General features: G+C 68.6%; 14 protein-coding genes and 1 rRNA gene. 4 read left to right on the top strand and 11 right to left on the bottom strand.

Annotated elements, in window-relative coordinates; genetic code table 11:
- Positions 1 to 39 precede the first annotated feature (39 nt).
- From RN02_RS09795 to RN02_RS09765, 7 genes are all read right to left on the bottom strand, one after another.
- A complete protein-coding gene (locus RN02_RS09795; RefSeq protein WP_052267687.1) occupies positions 40 to 852 on the bottom strand; it encodes a DUF4892 domain-containing protein in 813 nt (270 codons plus the stop codon).
- Positions 853 to 1,043: 191 nt separating this feature from the next.
- The gene (locus RN02_RS09790) at positions 1,044 to 1,904 is read right to left on the bottom strand and encodes an alpha/beta fold hydrolase (protein WP_043314258.1); all 861 of its coding nucleotides are present in this window, start codon (positions 1,902 to 1,904) and stop codon (positions 1,044 to 1,046) included.
- The gene (locus tag RN02_RS09785; protein WP_043314304.1) at positions 1,901 to 2,713 is read right to left on the bottom strand and encodes an alpha/beta fold hydrolase; all 813 of its coding nucleotides are present in this window, start codon (positions 2,711 to 2,713) and stop codon (positions 1,901 to 1,903) included. The genes RN02_RS09790 and RN02_RS09785 overlap by 4 nt, the downstream gene beginning before the upstream one ends.
- A gap of 109 nt (positions 2,714 to 2,822) precedes the next feature.
- Positions 2,823 to 3,464, bottom strand: a complete 642-nt coding sequence (locus RN02_RS09780; protein WP_043314257.1) for a LysE family translocator — start codon at positions 3,462 to 3,464, stop codon at positions 2,823 to 2,825.
- A gap of 39 nt (positions 3,465 to 3,503) precedes the next feature.
- The gene (locus RN02_RS09775) at positions 3,504 to 4,307 is read right to left on the bottom strand and encodes an AraC family transcriptional regulator (protein ID WP_043314256.1); all 804 of its coding nucleotides are present in this window, start codon (positions 4,305 to 4,307) and stop codon (positions 3,504 to 3,506) included.
- A gap of 269 nt (positions 4,308 to 4,576) precedes the next feature.
- Positions 4,577 to 5,005, bottom strand: coding sequence for a hotdog fold thioesterase (locus tag RN02_RS09770; protein ID WP_043314255.1), 429 nt, complete (start codon positions 5,003 to 5,005; stop codon positions 4,577 to 4,579).
- Positions 5,006 to 5,022: 17 nt separating this feature from the next.
- Entirely contained in the window at positions 5,023 to 6,690 is a 1,668-nt protein-coding gene (locus tag RN02_RS09765; protein WP_009618547.1) for an AMP-binding protein, read from the bottom strand.
- 195 nt (positions 6,691 to 6,885) lie between these two features.
- Here RN02_RS09765 and RN02_RS09760 point away from each other — a divergent pair, with 195 nt between their 5' ends.
- Positions 6,886 to 7,377: an MgtC/SapB family protein gene (locus tag RN02_RS09760; protein ID WP_052267686.1), complete on the top strand. Its 492-nt coding sequence runs from the start codon at positions 6,886 to 6,888 to the stop codon at positions 7,375 to 7,377.
- A 44-nt stretch (positions 7,378 to 7,421) separates the two neighbouring features.
- Here RN02_RS09760 and sixA read toward each other — a convergent pair whose 3' ends face one another.
- Genes sixA through RN02_RS09745 form a run of 3 tightly spaced genes read right to left on the bottom strand, consistent with a single transcriptional unit; the run spans position 7,422 to position 9,269 of the window.
- The gene (gene sixA, locus RN02_RS09755) at positions 7,422 to 7,886 is read right to left on the bottom strand and encodes a phosphohistidine phosphatase SixA (RefSeq protein WP_043272187.1); all 465 of its coding nucleotides are present in this window, start codon (positions 7,884 to 7,886) and stop codon (positions 7,422 to 7,424) included.
- A complete protein-coding gene (locus RN02_RS09750; protein ID WP_370311548.1) occupies positions 7,883 to 8,209 on the bottom strand; it encodes a DUF4389 domain-containing protein in 327 nt (108 codons plus the stop codon). Before RN02_RS09750 ends, sixA begins: the two co-directional genes overlap by 4 nt.
- Before the next feature lie 37 nt (positions 8,210 to 8,246).
- Positions 8,247 to 9,269: an NAD(P)H-dependent glycerol-3-phosphate dehydrogenase gene (locus RN02_RS09745; RefSeq protein ID WP_009618538.1), complete on the bottom strand. Its 1,023-nt coding sequence runs from the start codon at positions 9,267 to 9,269 to the stop codon at positions 8,247 to 8,249.
- A gap of 197 nt (positions 9,270 to 9,466) precedes the next feature.
- Here RN02_RS09745 and RN02_RS09740 point away from each other — a divergent pair, with 197 nt between their 5' ends.
- The 3 genes from RN02_RS09740 (at position 9,467) to fabB (ending at position 13,380) form a co-directional block, all read left to right on the top strand.
- Entirely contained in the window at positions 9,467 to 11,395 is a 1,929-nt protein-coding gene (locus tag RN02_RS09740) for an ATP-binding protein (RefSeq protein WP_043314254.1), read from the top strand.
- 240 nt (positions 11,396 to 11,635) lie between these two features.
- Complete coding sequence (gene fabA, locus RN02_RS09735; protein ID WP_009618534.1) at positions 11,636 to 12,151, top strand: 3-hydroxyacyl-[acyl-carrier-protein] dehydratase FabA; 516 nt, start codon at positions 11,636 to 11,638, stop codon at positions 12,149 to 12,151.
- An 11-nt stretch (positions 12,152 to 12,162) separates the two neighbouring features.
- Positions 12,163 to 13,380: a beta-ketoacyl-ACP synthase I gene (gene fabB, locus RN02_RS09730; RefSeq protein ID WP_043272190.1), complete on the top strand. Its 1,218-nt coding sequence runs from the start codon at positions 12,163 to 12,165 to the stop codon at positions 13,378 to 13,380.
- A gap of 607 nt (positions 13,381 to 13,987) precedes the next feature.
- On the opposite strand, the gene rrf is transcribed toward fabB, so the two are convergent.
- A 5S ribosomal RNA gene (rrf, locus tag RN02_RS09725) occupies positions 13,988 to 14,103 on the bottom strand.
- Positions 14,104 to 14,243 lie beyond the last annotated feature (140 nt).

The raw sequence follows: 14,243 nt of genomic DNA, 5'->3' as shown, positions 1-14,243 counted from the left end.
AGCCGGGCGCAGGGCGCGCCCAGCTTCAGCGTAGGCGAATCAGCGCAGCCAGGTCAGGTGCAGCCCGTCCCCTTCGCCGCTGCCCAGCTCCAGGCGGGCATCGCGCACGCCCTGGCCGGTCAGGGCGCTGCGCCAGTCAGCGGCATGGGCGCCGGCCAGCTCGACGCGCACGCCGGTGTCCTGGCGCAGGGTGCGCACCAGCAGGTCGAGCCAGGCGCCGCCGGGCTGGGCGGGCACGTGGCTGAGGGTCAGCTCGCCGTTGGCCTTGAGCAGGCGCATCAAGGTCGCGGCGCTGGGCAGCAGTTCGCCCAGGGCGCTGCCGGCGTCCAGTTGCTCGGCGTGCAGGTAGGCGCGGCGGTTGCCGCGGGTGATGGCGTAGACCGCCAGCAGGCTGTCCTGCTGCGGCGCGGCCAGGCGCACCAACAGGTAGGCCTGCTGGTCGTCCGGGCCGTAGAGGCTGGATTTGCCGAACACCGCATTGGCCAGCAGGCTGCTGGAGCCGCAGTCGCGGCCCTCGCACCAGAACAGCGGGGTGGCGTCGGCCTTGAGCAGGTCCTTGCGTGCGGCGGCGAAGGCGCTGGCGCTGGAGTCCTCGTCGGGCAGGCGGTAGGTCAGCGCGGTGAGCTGGCCGAGGGCGCGCGCCTCGCCCTCCATGCGCAGGCGCCCGCTGATGCGGCTGATCGGCCCCAGCGGGTAGACGCGCTCGGTGGCGGGGGCGCTGGTGAAATCGATGATCTCCGCCCTCGGGAAACGGGGCAGCGCATCGAGGTCGTGGCTGTCGGGAACGTCGGCGGCGAAGGCGCTGGCCGCGAGCAGCGTGCCCACCAGGGGCAGCAGGGAAAGGCGAGGCATGTCAGGCGTCGCACCTCCGTTGCGCACGCCGCGGGGCATGCACGCCCGGGCCGCTGGAATCCTTGGGGCCGCCCGGCATGGCGGTGGCGAAGAGCTGAATCATGCAGAATCTCCCGACTGCGATCCATGCAGCGTCGTGGCAAGCCCCGCTTTAGTCAAGCGGGGTGCGGCAACGGGGTGTTTCCCCGCGCCTACGCGCCCAGGAACGGCTGGAAGATCGCCGCCACCGCCTGCGCACCGGCTTCGTCGTCCAGGTGCAGGTGATGGCCGCCGGGCAGCTCGTGGACGTCGAAGGGACGCCCGTCGATCAGCTTGCGGATGCCCGGCTCGGCAGAGAGCATGCCGCCCTGGGCCAGCACCAGGCTGACCGGGCACTGCACGGCCTGGACGAAGCTCGCGGCGTGGGCGCGGGTGAAGCGCAGCGGCGAGGGCAGGGTCAGGCGCGCATCGCTGCGCCAGGTGAAGCCGCCGGGCACCGGCATCAGGCCGCGCCGGGCCAGCAGTTCGGCGGCTTCGCGGCTGACCGCGCCGACACCCTTCATGCGTGCATCCACCGCGCGGTCGATGGCTTCGTACACCGGCTTGCGCTTGTTCGGCAGCGCCAGTTGCGCCTTCAGCGCCTCGCCCAGCTTGGCCGGCGCGCTATCGGCCTCGCCGGTGTAGGGCACCAGGCCGTCGATCAGCGCCAGGCGTTCGATGCGCTCGGGCATGGCGCTGGCCAGCAGCACCGAGACGATGGCGCCCATGGAATGCCCGAGCAGCGAGAAGCGCTCCCAGCCCAGTTGCTCGGCCACCGCCAGCACGTCGTAGGCGTAGTCCCACAGCAGGTAGCTGGCCCCGGGGGCGCGGTGCGCCGAGTGGCCGTGGCCGGCGAAGTCCAGGGCGACGATGCGCAGCCCGTCCAGCTTCGGCGCCAGGCGCGCGAAGCTCATGGCGTTGTCCAGCCAGCCGTGCAGGGCCAGCACCGGCTTGCCGTCCTCCGGGCCGAACAGGTGCGCGGCCAGTTCGATGTGCGGAAGGTTCAGGCGGATCTCTTCGACCTGGGCGCTCATGGGCGGGAATTCTCCTGTTCGGCACGGCGCTGCCAGCGCTCGACGACCTGCTTGATCAGTTCGGCGGTGTCGCGCGGGCGCTCCAGCGGGAACATGTGCCCGCCGGGCAGCGACAGGGACTCGCCCTGCGGCGCCAGGCGCACCGCGCGGGCATGGTGCGGCAGCACCACCCGGCTGTGGCGGCCGCGCACCAGCGCCAGCGGCACCGCCAGGCGCCGCGGGCTGCCCGGCGCGGCATGGGGCACGTTGCGGTAGATGCTGATCTCGGTGGCCGGGTCGAACTTCAGGCGCAGGCCCTGGCCACTCGCGGCCAGGCCGTGGCGCACGTAGTCCGCCAGGCAGTCCGGGTCGAAACGGCGGAACAGCGACTTGCCGCCGAAGTAGCGCAGCGCCTCGTCGAAGTCGGCGAACGCCTCGCGTCGCCCCAGGGTGCGCCCGGCGGGGGTGATGCGGTCGATGAAGCCAAAACGCTTGGCGGCGCGGATCACCCACTGGTCGGCGAAGGTCAGGGTCGGCGAGTCGAGCATCAGCACGCCGCGGTACAGCTCCGGGCGGCGCAGCGCGGCATGGTAGTGCAGCAGGCCGCCGAGGGAGTGGCCGACGCCCCATACCGGCGCGCCCTGGGCCTCCAGGTGGAACAGCAGCTCGTCCACCAGGTTCGCCCAGTTGGCGTTCACCGGGAAGCGCGGGTCGTGGCCGTGCATGTCCAGGTGGCGCACCTCGAATTCCGGCGCCAGGGCCTGGAACAGCTTGCCGTAGGTGGCCGAGGGGAAGCCGTTGGCGTGGGCGAAGAAGATCGCGTGGGACATGCCGGTGACCGCAGTGCTGATGACTGCGGAATTCTCCCCCAGGCCATGGCTGGCCACAATGGCCGGGCCCACTGCCGGCCAGGGCACTCCGGCCAAAAGCCAGGGCGCCTCAGAACTGCCGCGCCAGGCTGAGCGCGATGCCGCCGGCCACCAGCAGGAACACCAGGCCGCAGGCGCCGTCGATGACCGGTACCGCCCGCAGCAGGCGCTGTTGCAGCGCCGGGCGGGTGAGGGTCACGCTGAGTAGGCTGAACCAGGCGAAGCCGGTGCAGAACAGCATGGCCGCCACCGCCAGCTTGCCGGGCGCGGACATGTCCAGCGGGATCAGGCTGCTGAGCAGGGCGAGGAAGAACACCAGCGCCTTGGGGTTGAACAGGTTGGTGGCCAGGCCGCGCAGCCAGGGCCCCAGCGGCGAGGCCGGCAGCTCGCCGTCCAGGCGCCCTGCCCCGCCGGCGCCACGCCGCGACCAGGCGCGCAACGCGCCGATGCCGAGCCAGCCCAGGTAGAGCGCGCCAGCCCCCTGCAGCAGGCCGAACAGCACCGGCGAATGGCGCAGCAGTAGCGACACGCCGGTCAGCACCAGGGTGCCGTGGACCAGGATGCCGCAGGCCAGGCCCAGGGCGCTGAGCACGCCGGCACGGCGCCCCTGGTGCAAAGCGGTGCGCACTACCAGGGCGACATCCGGGCCCGGGCTGACCAGGGCGACGGCGAATACGGCGGTGAGCGTCAGCAAGACGCGGGCCTCCTGCATGGCGGGATTCTCCAGGGGAAAGTGAGTATCGGGGTGGGATCAGGGTTGGCGCAGGCGCGCCGGCGGCAGTCCGTAGGTGCGGCGGAACAGGCGGCTGAAGTGCGCCTGGTCGTAGAAGCCCAGGCTCAGCGCCACCTCGCTCAGCGGCTGGCCGGCGAGCACCCGCGGCAGGGCCCGCTCCAGGCGCAATTGGGTCAGCCACTGGTGCGGCGGCAGACCGCAGTGGTTGCGGAAGCGCCGCAGCACCTGCCAGGGGCTGAGGTCGCAGAAGGCCGCCAGTTCGTCCAGCGTCGGCGGGCTCTCCAGACGCGATTCCAGCCAGTCGCGCAGGCGTCGCCAGGTCGCGGCGTCGAAGCCCTGGCGCGGCTCGCGGATGCGCAGGCTGGAGGCATGCCCGAGCAGCGTGGCCAGGCCCTGCCAGAGCCGGCCTTCCTGTTCCAGGCGCTCGCCTGCGGCCAGCACCTGGTGCAGGCCGTGCAGTTGCTGCCGCAACTGTTCGTCGCGCAGCTGGCTGGCCAGCAGCCGCGGCGTGCCCTGGCGGCCATCGCTGAGGCTGCGCGCGGCCTGCTCCAACCACTGCGGCTCGATGGACAGCACGCGGATGCGGTAGCCGCCGTCGCCCTCGCTGGCGCCGTCGTGGATGCTTTCCGGGCTCATCAGCAGGATGTCGCCGCCACCGGCCAGGCAGCGTTCGCCGGCGTGCACGTAGCGCTGGCGACCGTCGAGCATCAGCCCGATGTGGTAGTCCAGGTGAAAGTGCCGGGGAAAGGCGAAACGGTGGTACTCGGCGTCGATGTAGCGCACGCCGGGCAGCCCGCTGCAGTGGTGTTCGATGCGTTCCATGGGCCTACTCTAGCGCCCGGGCGCCGGCAGGTCTTGGATAAAATTGCGCGGCCGGAAGGCGAATCGCGGACGGAGTCCGCTCCTACGGTCTGTCTTGAGGCATGGCGCTTCCCTGTAGGAGCGGACCTTGTCCGCGATAGCCGGACGTATCGGCGCGATTCGCGGATGAGATCCGCTCCTACGCCGCCCCAAACGCGCCATTCCCCTGTAGGAGCGCGCCCTGCGCGCGAAATCGCGGGCAGGGCCCGCCTACAGGTCTTGCGTATCGCCTAGCGCTCCAGCGGCACTATGGCCATGGTCAGCCGCGAGATGCAGCTGGGCTTGCCGTCGTCGCCGTGCAGGCGGATTTCCCAGACGTGGGTGGAGCGGCCGAGGTGCACCGCCTTCGCCACCGCCGTCACCCGCCCGCTGCGCAGGCCGCGCAGGTGGTTGGCGTTCACCTCCAGGCCCACGCAGTAGTACTTGCTGGTGTCGATGCACAGGTAGCTGGCGGTGGAGCCGACGGTTTCCGCCAGCACCACCGAGGCGCCGCCGTGCAGCAAGCCATAGGGCTGGTGGGTGCGCGCATCCACCACCATGCTGGCGGTCAGCGAGTCGTCGTCCACCGCCTCGAAGCGGATGTCCAGGACCTCGCCTATGGTCTTCCTCAGGTTGGCGTTGAGCGCCTCCAGGTCAGGCGTAGTGCGCCACTGGCTCATGCATTCGCTCCCGGCAGTCAGTCATGCCACTGCACCGCTTCGCGGCGCTCGGCCCATTCGTTGAAACGCGCGCCGTAGGTGGATTCCACCACGTTGCGCTTGATCTTCAGGGTAGGCGTGAGGAAGCCGTTGTCCACGCTCCACACGTCCTTCACCAGCACCAGCCCGGCCAGGCGCTCGTGCTTGTCCAGCTCGCCGTTGACCTCCTCCACCAGCTGCCGCAGGCTCTCTTCCAGCTGCGAGCGCGAGCCGTTGGCGGCCTCCTGGCGGCCGACCTCGGACAGCACGCACAACCCCAGCGGCGCCACCAGGCCGTCGCCGACCACGCAGATCTGCTCGATGCGCGAATGCACCGCCAGGCGGTTCTCGATGGGCGCAGGGGCGACGTACTTGCCCTTGCCGGTCTTGAAGATTTCCTTGAGCCGGCCGGTCAGGCGCAGGTTGCTGTCGGCGTCCTGCTCGCCCTTGTCGCCGGTGCGCAGGTAGCCGTCCTCGGTGAGGGTCTCGGCGGTGCGCTCGGGGTCCTTGTAGTAGCCGAGCATGGTTGCGCCGCTGCGCACCTGCACCTCGCCCTCGTCGCTGATGCGCACTTCCACCCCGGGACTGGACTGGCCGATCCAGCCTTCGCGCTGCTTGCCCGGGCGGCACACGTGGGAGTAGCCGCAGTTCTCGGTCATGCCGTAGACCTCCAGCACACTCAGGCCCAGGCGCCTGTACCAGTCGAGCAATGCCGGCGGCACCGGCGCCGCGCCGCACAGGGCGTAGCGCACCGCGTCCAGGCCCAGGCCGGCGAGTACCTTGCGCCCGACCAGGCGGCCGACGATGGGCAGACGCAGCAGGCGGTCGAGCTTCTGCGCCGGCATCTGCGCATAGACGCCCATCTGGAACTTGGTCCAGATCCGCGGCACGCCGAAGAACACCGTGGGCCGCGCGCGGCGCATGTCGGCGATGAAGGTGTCCAGGCTGTCGGCGAAGAAGATCGTCTGCCCGGCGTAGATCGAGGCCATCTCCACGAACATCCGCTCGGCCACGTGGCACAGCGGCAGGTAGGACAGCAGGCGGTCCTCCTCGCCGACGCCGAACAGTTGCATGGCGTGGCTGGCGGCGAAGTCGAAGTTGGCGTAGGAATGCATCACGCCCTTGGGCGTGCCCGTGGTGCCGGAGGTATAGATGATGGTGGCGAGGCTGGCGGGATCCGGCAGCGGCACCTCCTGCAGCGGCTCGCAGGCCTGCAGGTCGTCCCAGCTATGGTCGAAGCGCCCTGCCGGATGCAGCGGCAGGGACACGCTGAGCACCTCGGCCGGCAGCCCGGGCGCCATCGCCGGCCAGTCGTCGAGCTTGCCGACGAAGGCAACCGCGGCTTCGGAGTGGCTCAGCACCTGGCGCGCCGATTCGGCGGTGAGGTTCGGGTACAGCGGCACCGAGACGTGCCCGGCCATCCAGATGGCGACGTCGGCGATGATCCAGTGCGCGCAGTTCTTCGAGATGATCGCCACGCGGCTGCCCGGCGGCAGTTGCAGGCTGCGCAGCCAGGCGGCTGCACGCCGCGCCTGGTCGCCGGCCTCGCCCCAGGTGAGGCTCTGCACCTGGCCGCCCGGCAACGGCTGAACCAGGTAGCGCTTGTCCGGATGGCGCGCCTCGCGTTGCAGGAATTGCTCGAGCGGAGAACGAATTTCAGTGACCACATGCCCCTCCTTTTTTGTTGTTCTAGAGGTGTAGCGATAGATCAACCAAGCACTTGCTTGGTCGAATATTCCATGCGTCCTACAGACTGGCAAGAAGGGATATGTGAACTTTTGTAGGGAGATGCTTCAGCAGCGCATGGCGCGTCCGACGGCGAACTGCTAAAAGCAGCGGCAGGCCCCTGTGGAAAGCTGCCCATGCCGTTCATCACCGACAGCGCGCTGGCCGAGTTGCCGCTGCTGTTCAACCTGCTCTGCGCCACCCTGTTCGGCGGCCTGATCGGCCTCAACCGCCAGTTGCACCACCGCCCCGCCGGGCTGCGCACCCACGCCCTCACCGCCCTGGCCGCGGCGCTGGCGATCACGGTGATCCAGCAGTTGCAGCCGGCCACCGCGGATGCCGCCAGCCGCGTGGCCCAGGGCGTGCTCACCGGCATCGGGTTCATCGGCGCGGGGGTCATCGTCCACCACGAGCGTCGCTATCGCGTCGAGGGGCTGACCACCGCCGCCACTATCTGGGTCTCGTCGATGCTCGGCCTGGCCTGTGGCACCGGGCACGTGCTGACCGCCGCCATCGGCCTGGCGCTGACCTTGCTGATCCTGGTGCTGGGCAACCGCCTGGAGCAGCGCCTGGCCGGGCGCGGGCCGAACGATGACGTCAGCCTGACGGACGACGACAAGCCGAATTGATGCGCAGAAACGCCAAGGCCCCATGCGGAGCCCTGGCGGAACCGTCAACCGCGTCCGGGATGGTAGAGGGAAACCAGCGTCATCAACCCCGCCAGCGGCCCCTCGCCTTCCAGCTCGGCCAGGGAAGCGGTGGCCATCGGCAGCGCCTCGTCGCGGCTGCCGTGCACCAGCAGCCCGCCCAGGGAGCCGATCAGCGGCTGGTGGCTGACCAGCAGCAGGTTGCGCTCGCTGCGGTTGTCGAGAAAGCGCAGCACGTCGCGAGGATCGTCGTCCGGCGTCAGCCAGGGCGCGGTGCCCACCGCGCCGTCGAAGCCCAGCGCCTCGCGCACCAGCTCGGCGGTCTGCTGGGCGCGCACGTAGGGGCTGGCCAGGATGCCGTCCAGCGGGTGGCCGGCCAGGTGCCCGGCGCTCTGCAGCACTTCCTTGCGGCCGTGGGCGGTCAGTTCCCGCTCGGCGTCGCGGCGGGCCTGGGGTTCGGCCTGGCCGTGGCGCAGCAGCCAGATCCTCACAACTTCGGCTCCTCGTCGCGCGCCGGGTGCGGCGCCGGCGGCACGGCGTGGGCGGCTTCGCCCTCGGGGGCGCGGGCGGCCGGCCAGTCGGCGAAGGGCCAGGGTTTCTCGTCGCTGTTGAAGGTGCCGAAGCGGCCGATCTGCGCCAGGTACTGGCTGAGGCTGTCGCCGAAGGCCAGCAGGCTGGCGCTGGGCGCGCCGTAGATGATGCGGTAGACCAGCTGCACCACCACCACGGCGCCGAGCAGCATCTGCGCGACGTACCACACCAGGGCGAACAGCAGCATCCAGAGGATGCGCAGGGCCAGGGATTCCTTGTTCATACGGTCGGCCAAGCGATCAGCGGACATGGGTATCTCCTCAGAAGCCACTGGTGGGAATGAAGTCGGTGTCGGTCTTCGGCTCGCCGCTCATCAGCGCCTGGATCACCTGGGCCAGGGTGCGCCCGCCGAAGAGGATGGCGTAGAGCCCGGCGACCAGCGGCATGTAGACGCCCAACTCGTCGGCTTTGGCCTTGAGCACCTTGAGGGTGTTCACCCCTTCGGCGGTCTCGCCCATGCGGGCGACGGCGTCGTCGAGGCTCAGGCCCTCGCCCAGGGCGAAGCCGACCTGATAGTTGCGGCTTTTCGGTGACGAACAGGTGACGATCAGGTCGCCCACCCCGGCCAGGCCGAGGAAGGTCATGGGGTTGGCGCCGAGCTTGACGGCGAAGCGCGTCATCTCCGCCAGGGCGCGGGTGATCAGCATGCCCTTGGTGTTCTCGCCCATGCCCAGGGCCGCGGCCATGCCGGCGATGATGGCGTAGACGTTCTTCAGCGCGCCGCCCAGCTCGACGCCGAAGCGGTCGCCGCTGGCGTAGACGCGGAAGGTGCGGCCGTGCAGCGCTTCCTGCACGCGGCTGCAGAGCGCCTCGTCCTCGCTGGCGACCACGGTGGCGGTCAGCTCGTGCTCGGCGATCTCGCGGGCCAGGTTCGGCCCGGAAATGACCGCGATGCGCGCGGCCGGGGCGATTTCCTCGAGAATCTGGCTCATCAGCTTGAAGCTCTGCGCCTCGATGCCCTTGGTCAGGCTGACCAGCGACTTGCCCGCCAGTTGCCCGGCGAAGGGCTCCAGCACCTTGCGCAGCGCGCTGGAGGGCACGGCGACGAAGATGAGTTCGCAATCGTTCAGGGTCGCTGCGAGGTCGGTGACCGGCTCGACGTTCTCGTGGATGCGCACGCCCTTGAGGTAGCGCGGGTTCTCGCGCAGGGCGCGGATGCTCGCGGCCTGCTCCTCGTCGCGCATCCATTGGCGCACGCGTTGGCCGTTCTCCGCCAGCAGGTTGGCGAAGGCGGTGCCGAAACTGCCGCCGCCCAGCACAGCGATCGGTTGCTGCTCAGTCATGTCACTTCCATCACGGGCCGCACTCGGGCGGCGATTGGGGCATTATAAGGCGCCACCGCCAGGCGGCCAGTGCACATCGCACGCTGGCAAAGCGCCCCGCCTCGTTTAACATCCGTACCCGTAGAAAACCGAGAACAGAGCCGTTCCGTGCACGCCACGCACCATCGCCAGAATCGACCAGCCGCCGGAGAGGCACGATGACTCCGCGCAAGGGCTGGAACATCCAGAACCGCATGCTCGCCATCAGCCTCGGCCCCGCGCTGCTGCTGACCCTGCTGCTGACCGGCTACTTCACCTATTCGCGCCTGCAGGACCTGCGCCAGGAGCTCAACCACACCGGCCAGCTCATCGCCAACCAGCTCGCCCCGGCAGCGGAGTATGGCGTGCTTTCGGGCAACCTGCCGGTGCTGCAGAGCCTGCTGCGCACCACCCTGGGTACGCCGCACGTGCGCTTCATCGAGGTGCGCAACCGCAATGACGAGATCCTCGTCTACGCCGAGCAGCCGCCCAGCGACAACGGCCAGGTCGCGCCCAAGATCGAGGTGTTCCACGCCGCCATCCAGCGCGAGCACGTCGCCCCCGAGGTGCCGGGCGACGCCGCCACGCTGCGCCACACACCGGGCCGCCAGGACCAGCCGGCCAGCGACGCCGACTACCTGGGGCGCGTGGTGGTGGGCATGGCCAACGACGCCTTCAGCGAACGCCAGCAGGAAATCCTCTTCAAGGCCAGCCTGCTGGCCTTCTTCGCCCTGCTGCTGACGCTGCTGCTGGCCCGCCGCCTGGCGCAGCGCCTGGCGGCGCCGATCAGCACCATGGCCAACGCGGTGCAGGCGATCCAGACCGGCGACTACCAGACCAGCCTGCCGGTGCTGGACAACGGCGAGGTCGGCGACCTCGCACGGCACATCAACAACCTGGCGCGCGGCCTGCAGCAGGCCAGCAAGGAACAGGAGCGCACCATCGCCCAACTGGTGGCGGCCCGCGAGGAGGCCGAGCAGGCCAACCGCAGCAAGTCGGACTTCCTGGCGATGATGAGCCACGAGCTGCGCACGCCGATGAACGGTGTGCTGGGCATGCTGCAACTGCTCGAGACCACCGAACTCAACCACGAGCAGGCCGAATACACGGCGCTGGCCACCGAGTCCACCGAGCACCTGCTCAAGGTCATCAACGACATCCTCGACTTCTCGCGCATCGAGCGCGGCGCCCTGGAGCTGGAGCGCATCCCCTTCAACGTGCTGGAGCTGATCCAGGGCTCGCTGCTGGCCTTCCAGCACAGCGCCCAGCAACGCGGCCTGACGCTGCGCATGGACGTCCAGCCAGGGCTGGAGCACCTGGAGGTGCGGGGCGACCCGACGCGCCTGCGGCAGATCCTGGTCAACCTGCTGGGCAACGCGCTGAAATTCACCGAGGAAGGCGCCATCCGTCTGGAAGTCCGCTGGCAGGCCCTGGACGACGAAGTGCTGTGGCTGACCTGCGCGGTCAACGACAGCGGCATCGGCATCTCCCCGGAACGCCTGGAGCACATGTTCGAGGCCTTCAAGCAGGCCGACTCGTCCACCTCGCGGCGCTACGGCGGCACCGGCCTGGGCCTGGCCATCGCCCGCACCCTGGCCGAGCGCATGGGCGGCACCCTGCAGGCATCCAGCGAGGAAGGCCTGGGCTCGACTTTCACCCTGGAGATTCCCCTGCCCTTCCAGGCGCGCAGCCTGGGCGCGGCCGAACGCGCCCTGCGCGCCTCGGAGCAGGCCACCGGCCAGTCGGTGCTGCTGGTGGAGGACAACCCGGTGAATCAAACGGTCATAGAAGCCATGTTGCGCAGCCTCGGCTATCGCGTCACTCTGGTCGGCGATGGCGCGCAGGCGGTGCGCACGGCAGAACGTAACGAATTCGATGCCATCCTCATGGATTGCCGCCTGCCGCTGCTCAACGGCTACGAGGCCACGCGACAGATTCGCGCACTTCCCGGACGCCAGCAGGTGCCGATCATCGCCCTGACCGCCAATGCCCTGCAGGGCGATCGCGAGCTGTGCCTGGAGTCGGGCATGGACGATTACCTGGCCAAGCCGTTCAAGCGCGCCGATCTACAGAAAATTCTGCAGCGCTGGTTGACCTCCGGCCGTTGATCCGCGGGGCCTGTTCGCCCAAACTCGTGGGCCTGCGAGGCTGATCGGCAAAATGCACGCCCAGCTGGAGCAACGAGGCACCGAAAGAAAGTGAACAACCGTTCGCCCGGTGCTGTGACTTTAACCATCAGGCAATAGTCTATGACTAGGCTGCCGCAGGACGCCGCTACAAGAATGAGGCGCGCGGAGCCGCAGGACGACCGATTTCGCCCTGCCGTTCAGGATTTTTGAGGAGCTCGCATGACCAAACAACACGCCTTCACCCGAGAAGACCTGCTGCGCTGCAGCCGCGGCGAGCTCTTCGGCCCGGGTAATGCGCAACTGCCCGCCCCGAACATGCTGATGATCGACCGCATCACCCACATCAGCGACGTTGGCGGCAAGTATGGCAAGGGCGAACTGGTCGCCGAGCTGGACATCAACCCCGACCTCTGGTTCTTCGCCTGCCACTTCGAAGGCGACCCGGTGATGCCGGGCTGCCTGGGCCTGGACGCCATGTGGCAGCTGGTCGGCTTCTACCTCGGCTGGCAGGGCAACCCCGGCCGCGGCCGCGCCCTGGGTTCGGGCGAGGTGAAATTCTTCGGCCAGGTCCTGCCGACCGCCAAGAAAGTCACCTACAACATCCACATCAAGCGCACCATCAACCGTTCGCTGGTTCTGGCCATCGCCGATGGCAGCGTCAGCGTCGATGGCCGCGAAATCTACAGCGCCGAAGGCCTCCGCGTCGGCCTGTTCACCTCCACTGACAGCTTCTAAGGGTAATCCGCATGCGTCGCGTCGTGATCACCGGCCTGGGCATCGTATCCTGCCTGGGCAATGACAAAGACACCGTCTCCGCCAACCTGCGCGCCGGCCGTGCCGGTATCCGCCACAACCAGTCGTACGTCGACATGGGGCTGCGCAGCCACGTCTCCGGCTCGGTGAACCTCAACCTCGAAGAGCTGATCGACCGCAAGGTGTTCCGCTTCATGGGCGACGCCGCGGCCTATGCCTACCTGGCGATGGAACAGGCGATCAAGGACTCCGGCCTGAGCGAAGAGCAGATCTCCAACCCGCGTACCGGCCTGATCGCCGGCTCCGGCGGCGCTTCCACCCTGAACCAGATGGAAGCCATCGACACCCTGCGCGAGAAGGGCGTCAAGCGCATCGGCCCATACCGCGTCACCCGCACCATGGGCAGCACCGTTTCCGCCTGCCTGGCCACCCCCTTCCAGATCAAGGGCGTGAACTACTCCATCTCCTCGGCCTGCGCCACCAGCGCGCATTGCATCGGCAATGCCATGGAGCAGATCATGATGGGCAAGCAGGACGTGGTCTTCGCCGGCGGCGGTGAAGAAGAGCACTGGAGCCAGAGCTGCCTGTTCGACGCCATGGGTGCCCTCTCCACCCAGTACAACGACACCCCGGAAAAGGCCTCCCGCGCCTACGACGCCAAGCGTGACGGCTTCGTCATCGCCGGCGGTGGCGGCATGGTGGTGGTCGAGGAACTGGAGCATGCGCTCAAGCGCGGCGCCAAGATCTACGCCGAGATCATCGGCTACGGCGCCACCTCCGACGGCTACGACATGGTCGCCCCGAGCGGCGAAGGCGCCATCCGCTGCATGCAGCAGGCGCTGTCCACCGTCGATACCCCGATCGACTACCTGAACACCCACGGCACCTCCACCCCGGTGGGCGACGTGGCGGAAATCCGCGGCATCCGCGAAGTCTTTGGCGACAAGGCCCCGGCCATCAGCTCCACCAAGAGCCTGTCCGGCCACTCCCTGGGCGCCGCCGGCGTGCACGAGGCGATCTACTGCCTGCTGATGATGCAGGGCAACTTCATCGCCGGCTCCGCCAACATCGACGAGCTGGACCCGGAAGTCGCCGACATGCCGATCCTGCGCGAGACCCGCGAGAACGCCAAGCTCGACACCGTGATGAGCAACAGCTTCGGCTTCGGCGGCACCAACGCCACCCTGGTGCTGCGCCGCTTCAACGGCTGATCGTTAGCTCGATACAGAAAAGGCGCCCTTCGGGGCGCTTTTTTGTTGCCTGCGTTTCTTGGTCGCCGGATGCCCGCTCACGCAGGTCACATAGCCATCCGCCGATGGTCCTGGCGCGGGAGCTGACGACCTGCCGGCCGGATCGCGGATGAATCCGCTCCTACGGGGTACAGCCCCGTAGGATGGCGTTGAGCGAAGCGATACCCATCAGCGCCATGGCCTTCACGGGCCCTGCCCGCGATTCGCGCGCAGGGCGCGCTCCTACAGGGGGAATGGCGCAGGTGGTGCGGCGTAGGAGCGGATCTCATCCACGAATCGCGCCGGGACCGCCGGCTATCGCGGACAAGGTCCGCTCCTACGGGTGCAGGTCCCGCATAGGATGGTGGCGTCGGCGGGACGCGTAGGATGGCGTTGAGCGAAGCGATACCCATCGCCATGGCCATGCCTCACGTGTAGGAGCGGGCCCTGCCCGCGATATCGCGCGCAGGGCGCGCTCCTACAAGGGGAATGGAATGGCGCGGGTATCTGCTCCCATCGCCCCGGCTTTTCCGCGCCCCAAAAGCAAAACCCCCGACCAGCCAGGCTGATCAGGGGTTTTGGGATAGGTGCTTGACGATGACCTACTCTCACATGGGGAAACCCCACACTACCATCGGCGATGCATCGTTTCACTACTGAGTTCGGGATGGGATCAGGTGGTTCCAACGCTCTATGGTCGTCAAGCAATTCTTTCGGATGCTCGTGGCTTACGCACACGCTCACCCAGATTCGGGTATGTGACAGGTCTTCTTTGCGGTTCACACGAACTTTCGGTTCGTCGACTTCACCGTCTAACACACAAATTGTTTGGGTGTTATATGGTC

It is taken from the genome of Pseudomonas sp. PI1, assembly GCF_000812405.1.
Lineage (GTDB): Bacteria > Pseudomonadota > Gammaproteobacteria > Pseudomonadales > Pseudomonadaceae > Pseudomonas > Pseudomonas citronellolis.
Note: the sequence above shows the minus strand (reverse complement) of the source record. Positions and strands in the feature narration are given on the sequence as shown.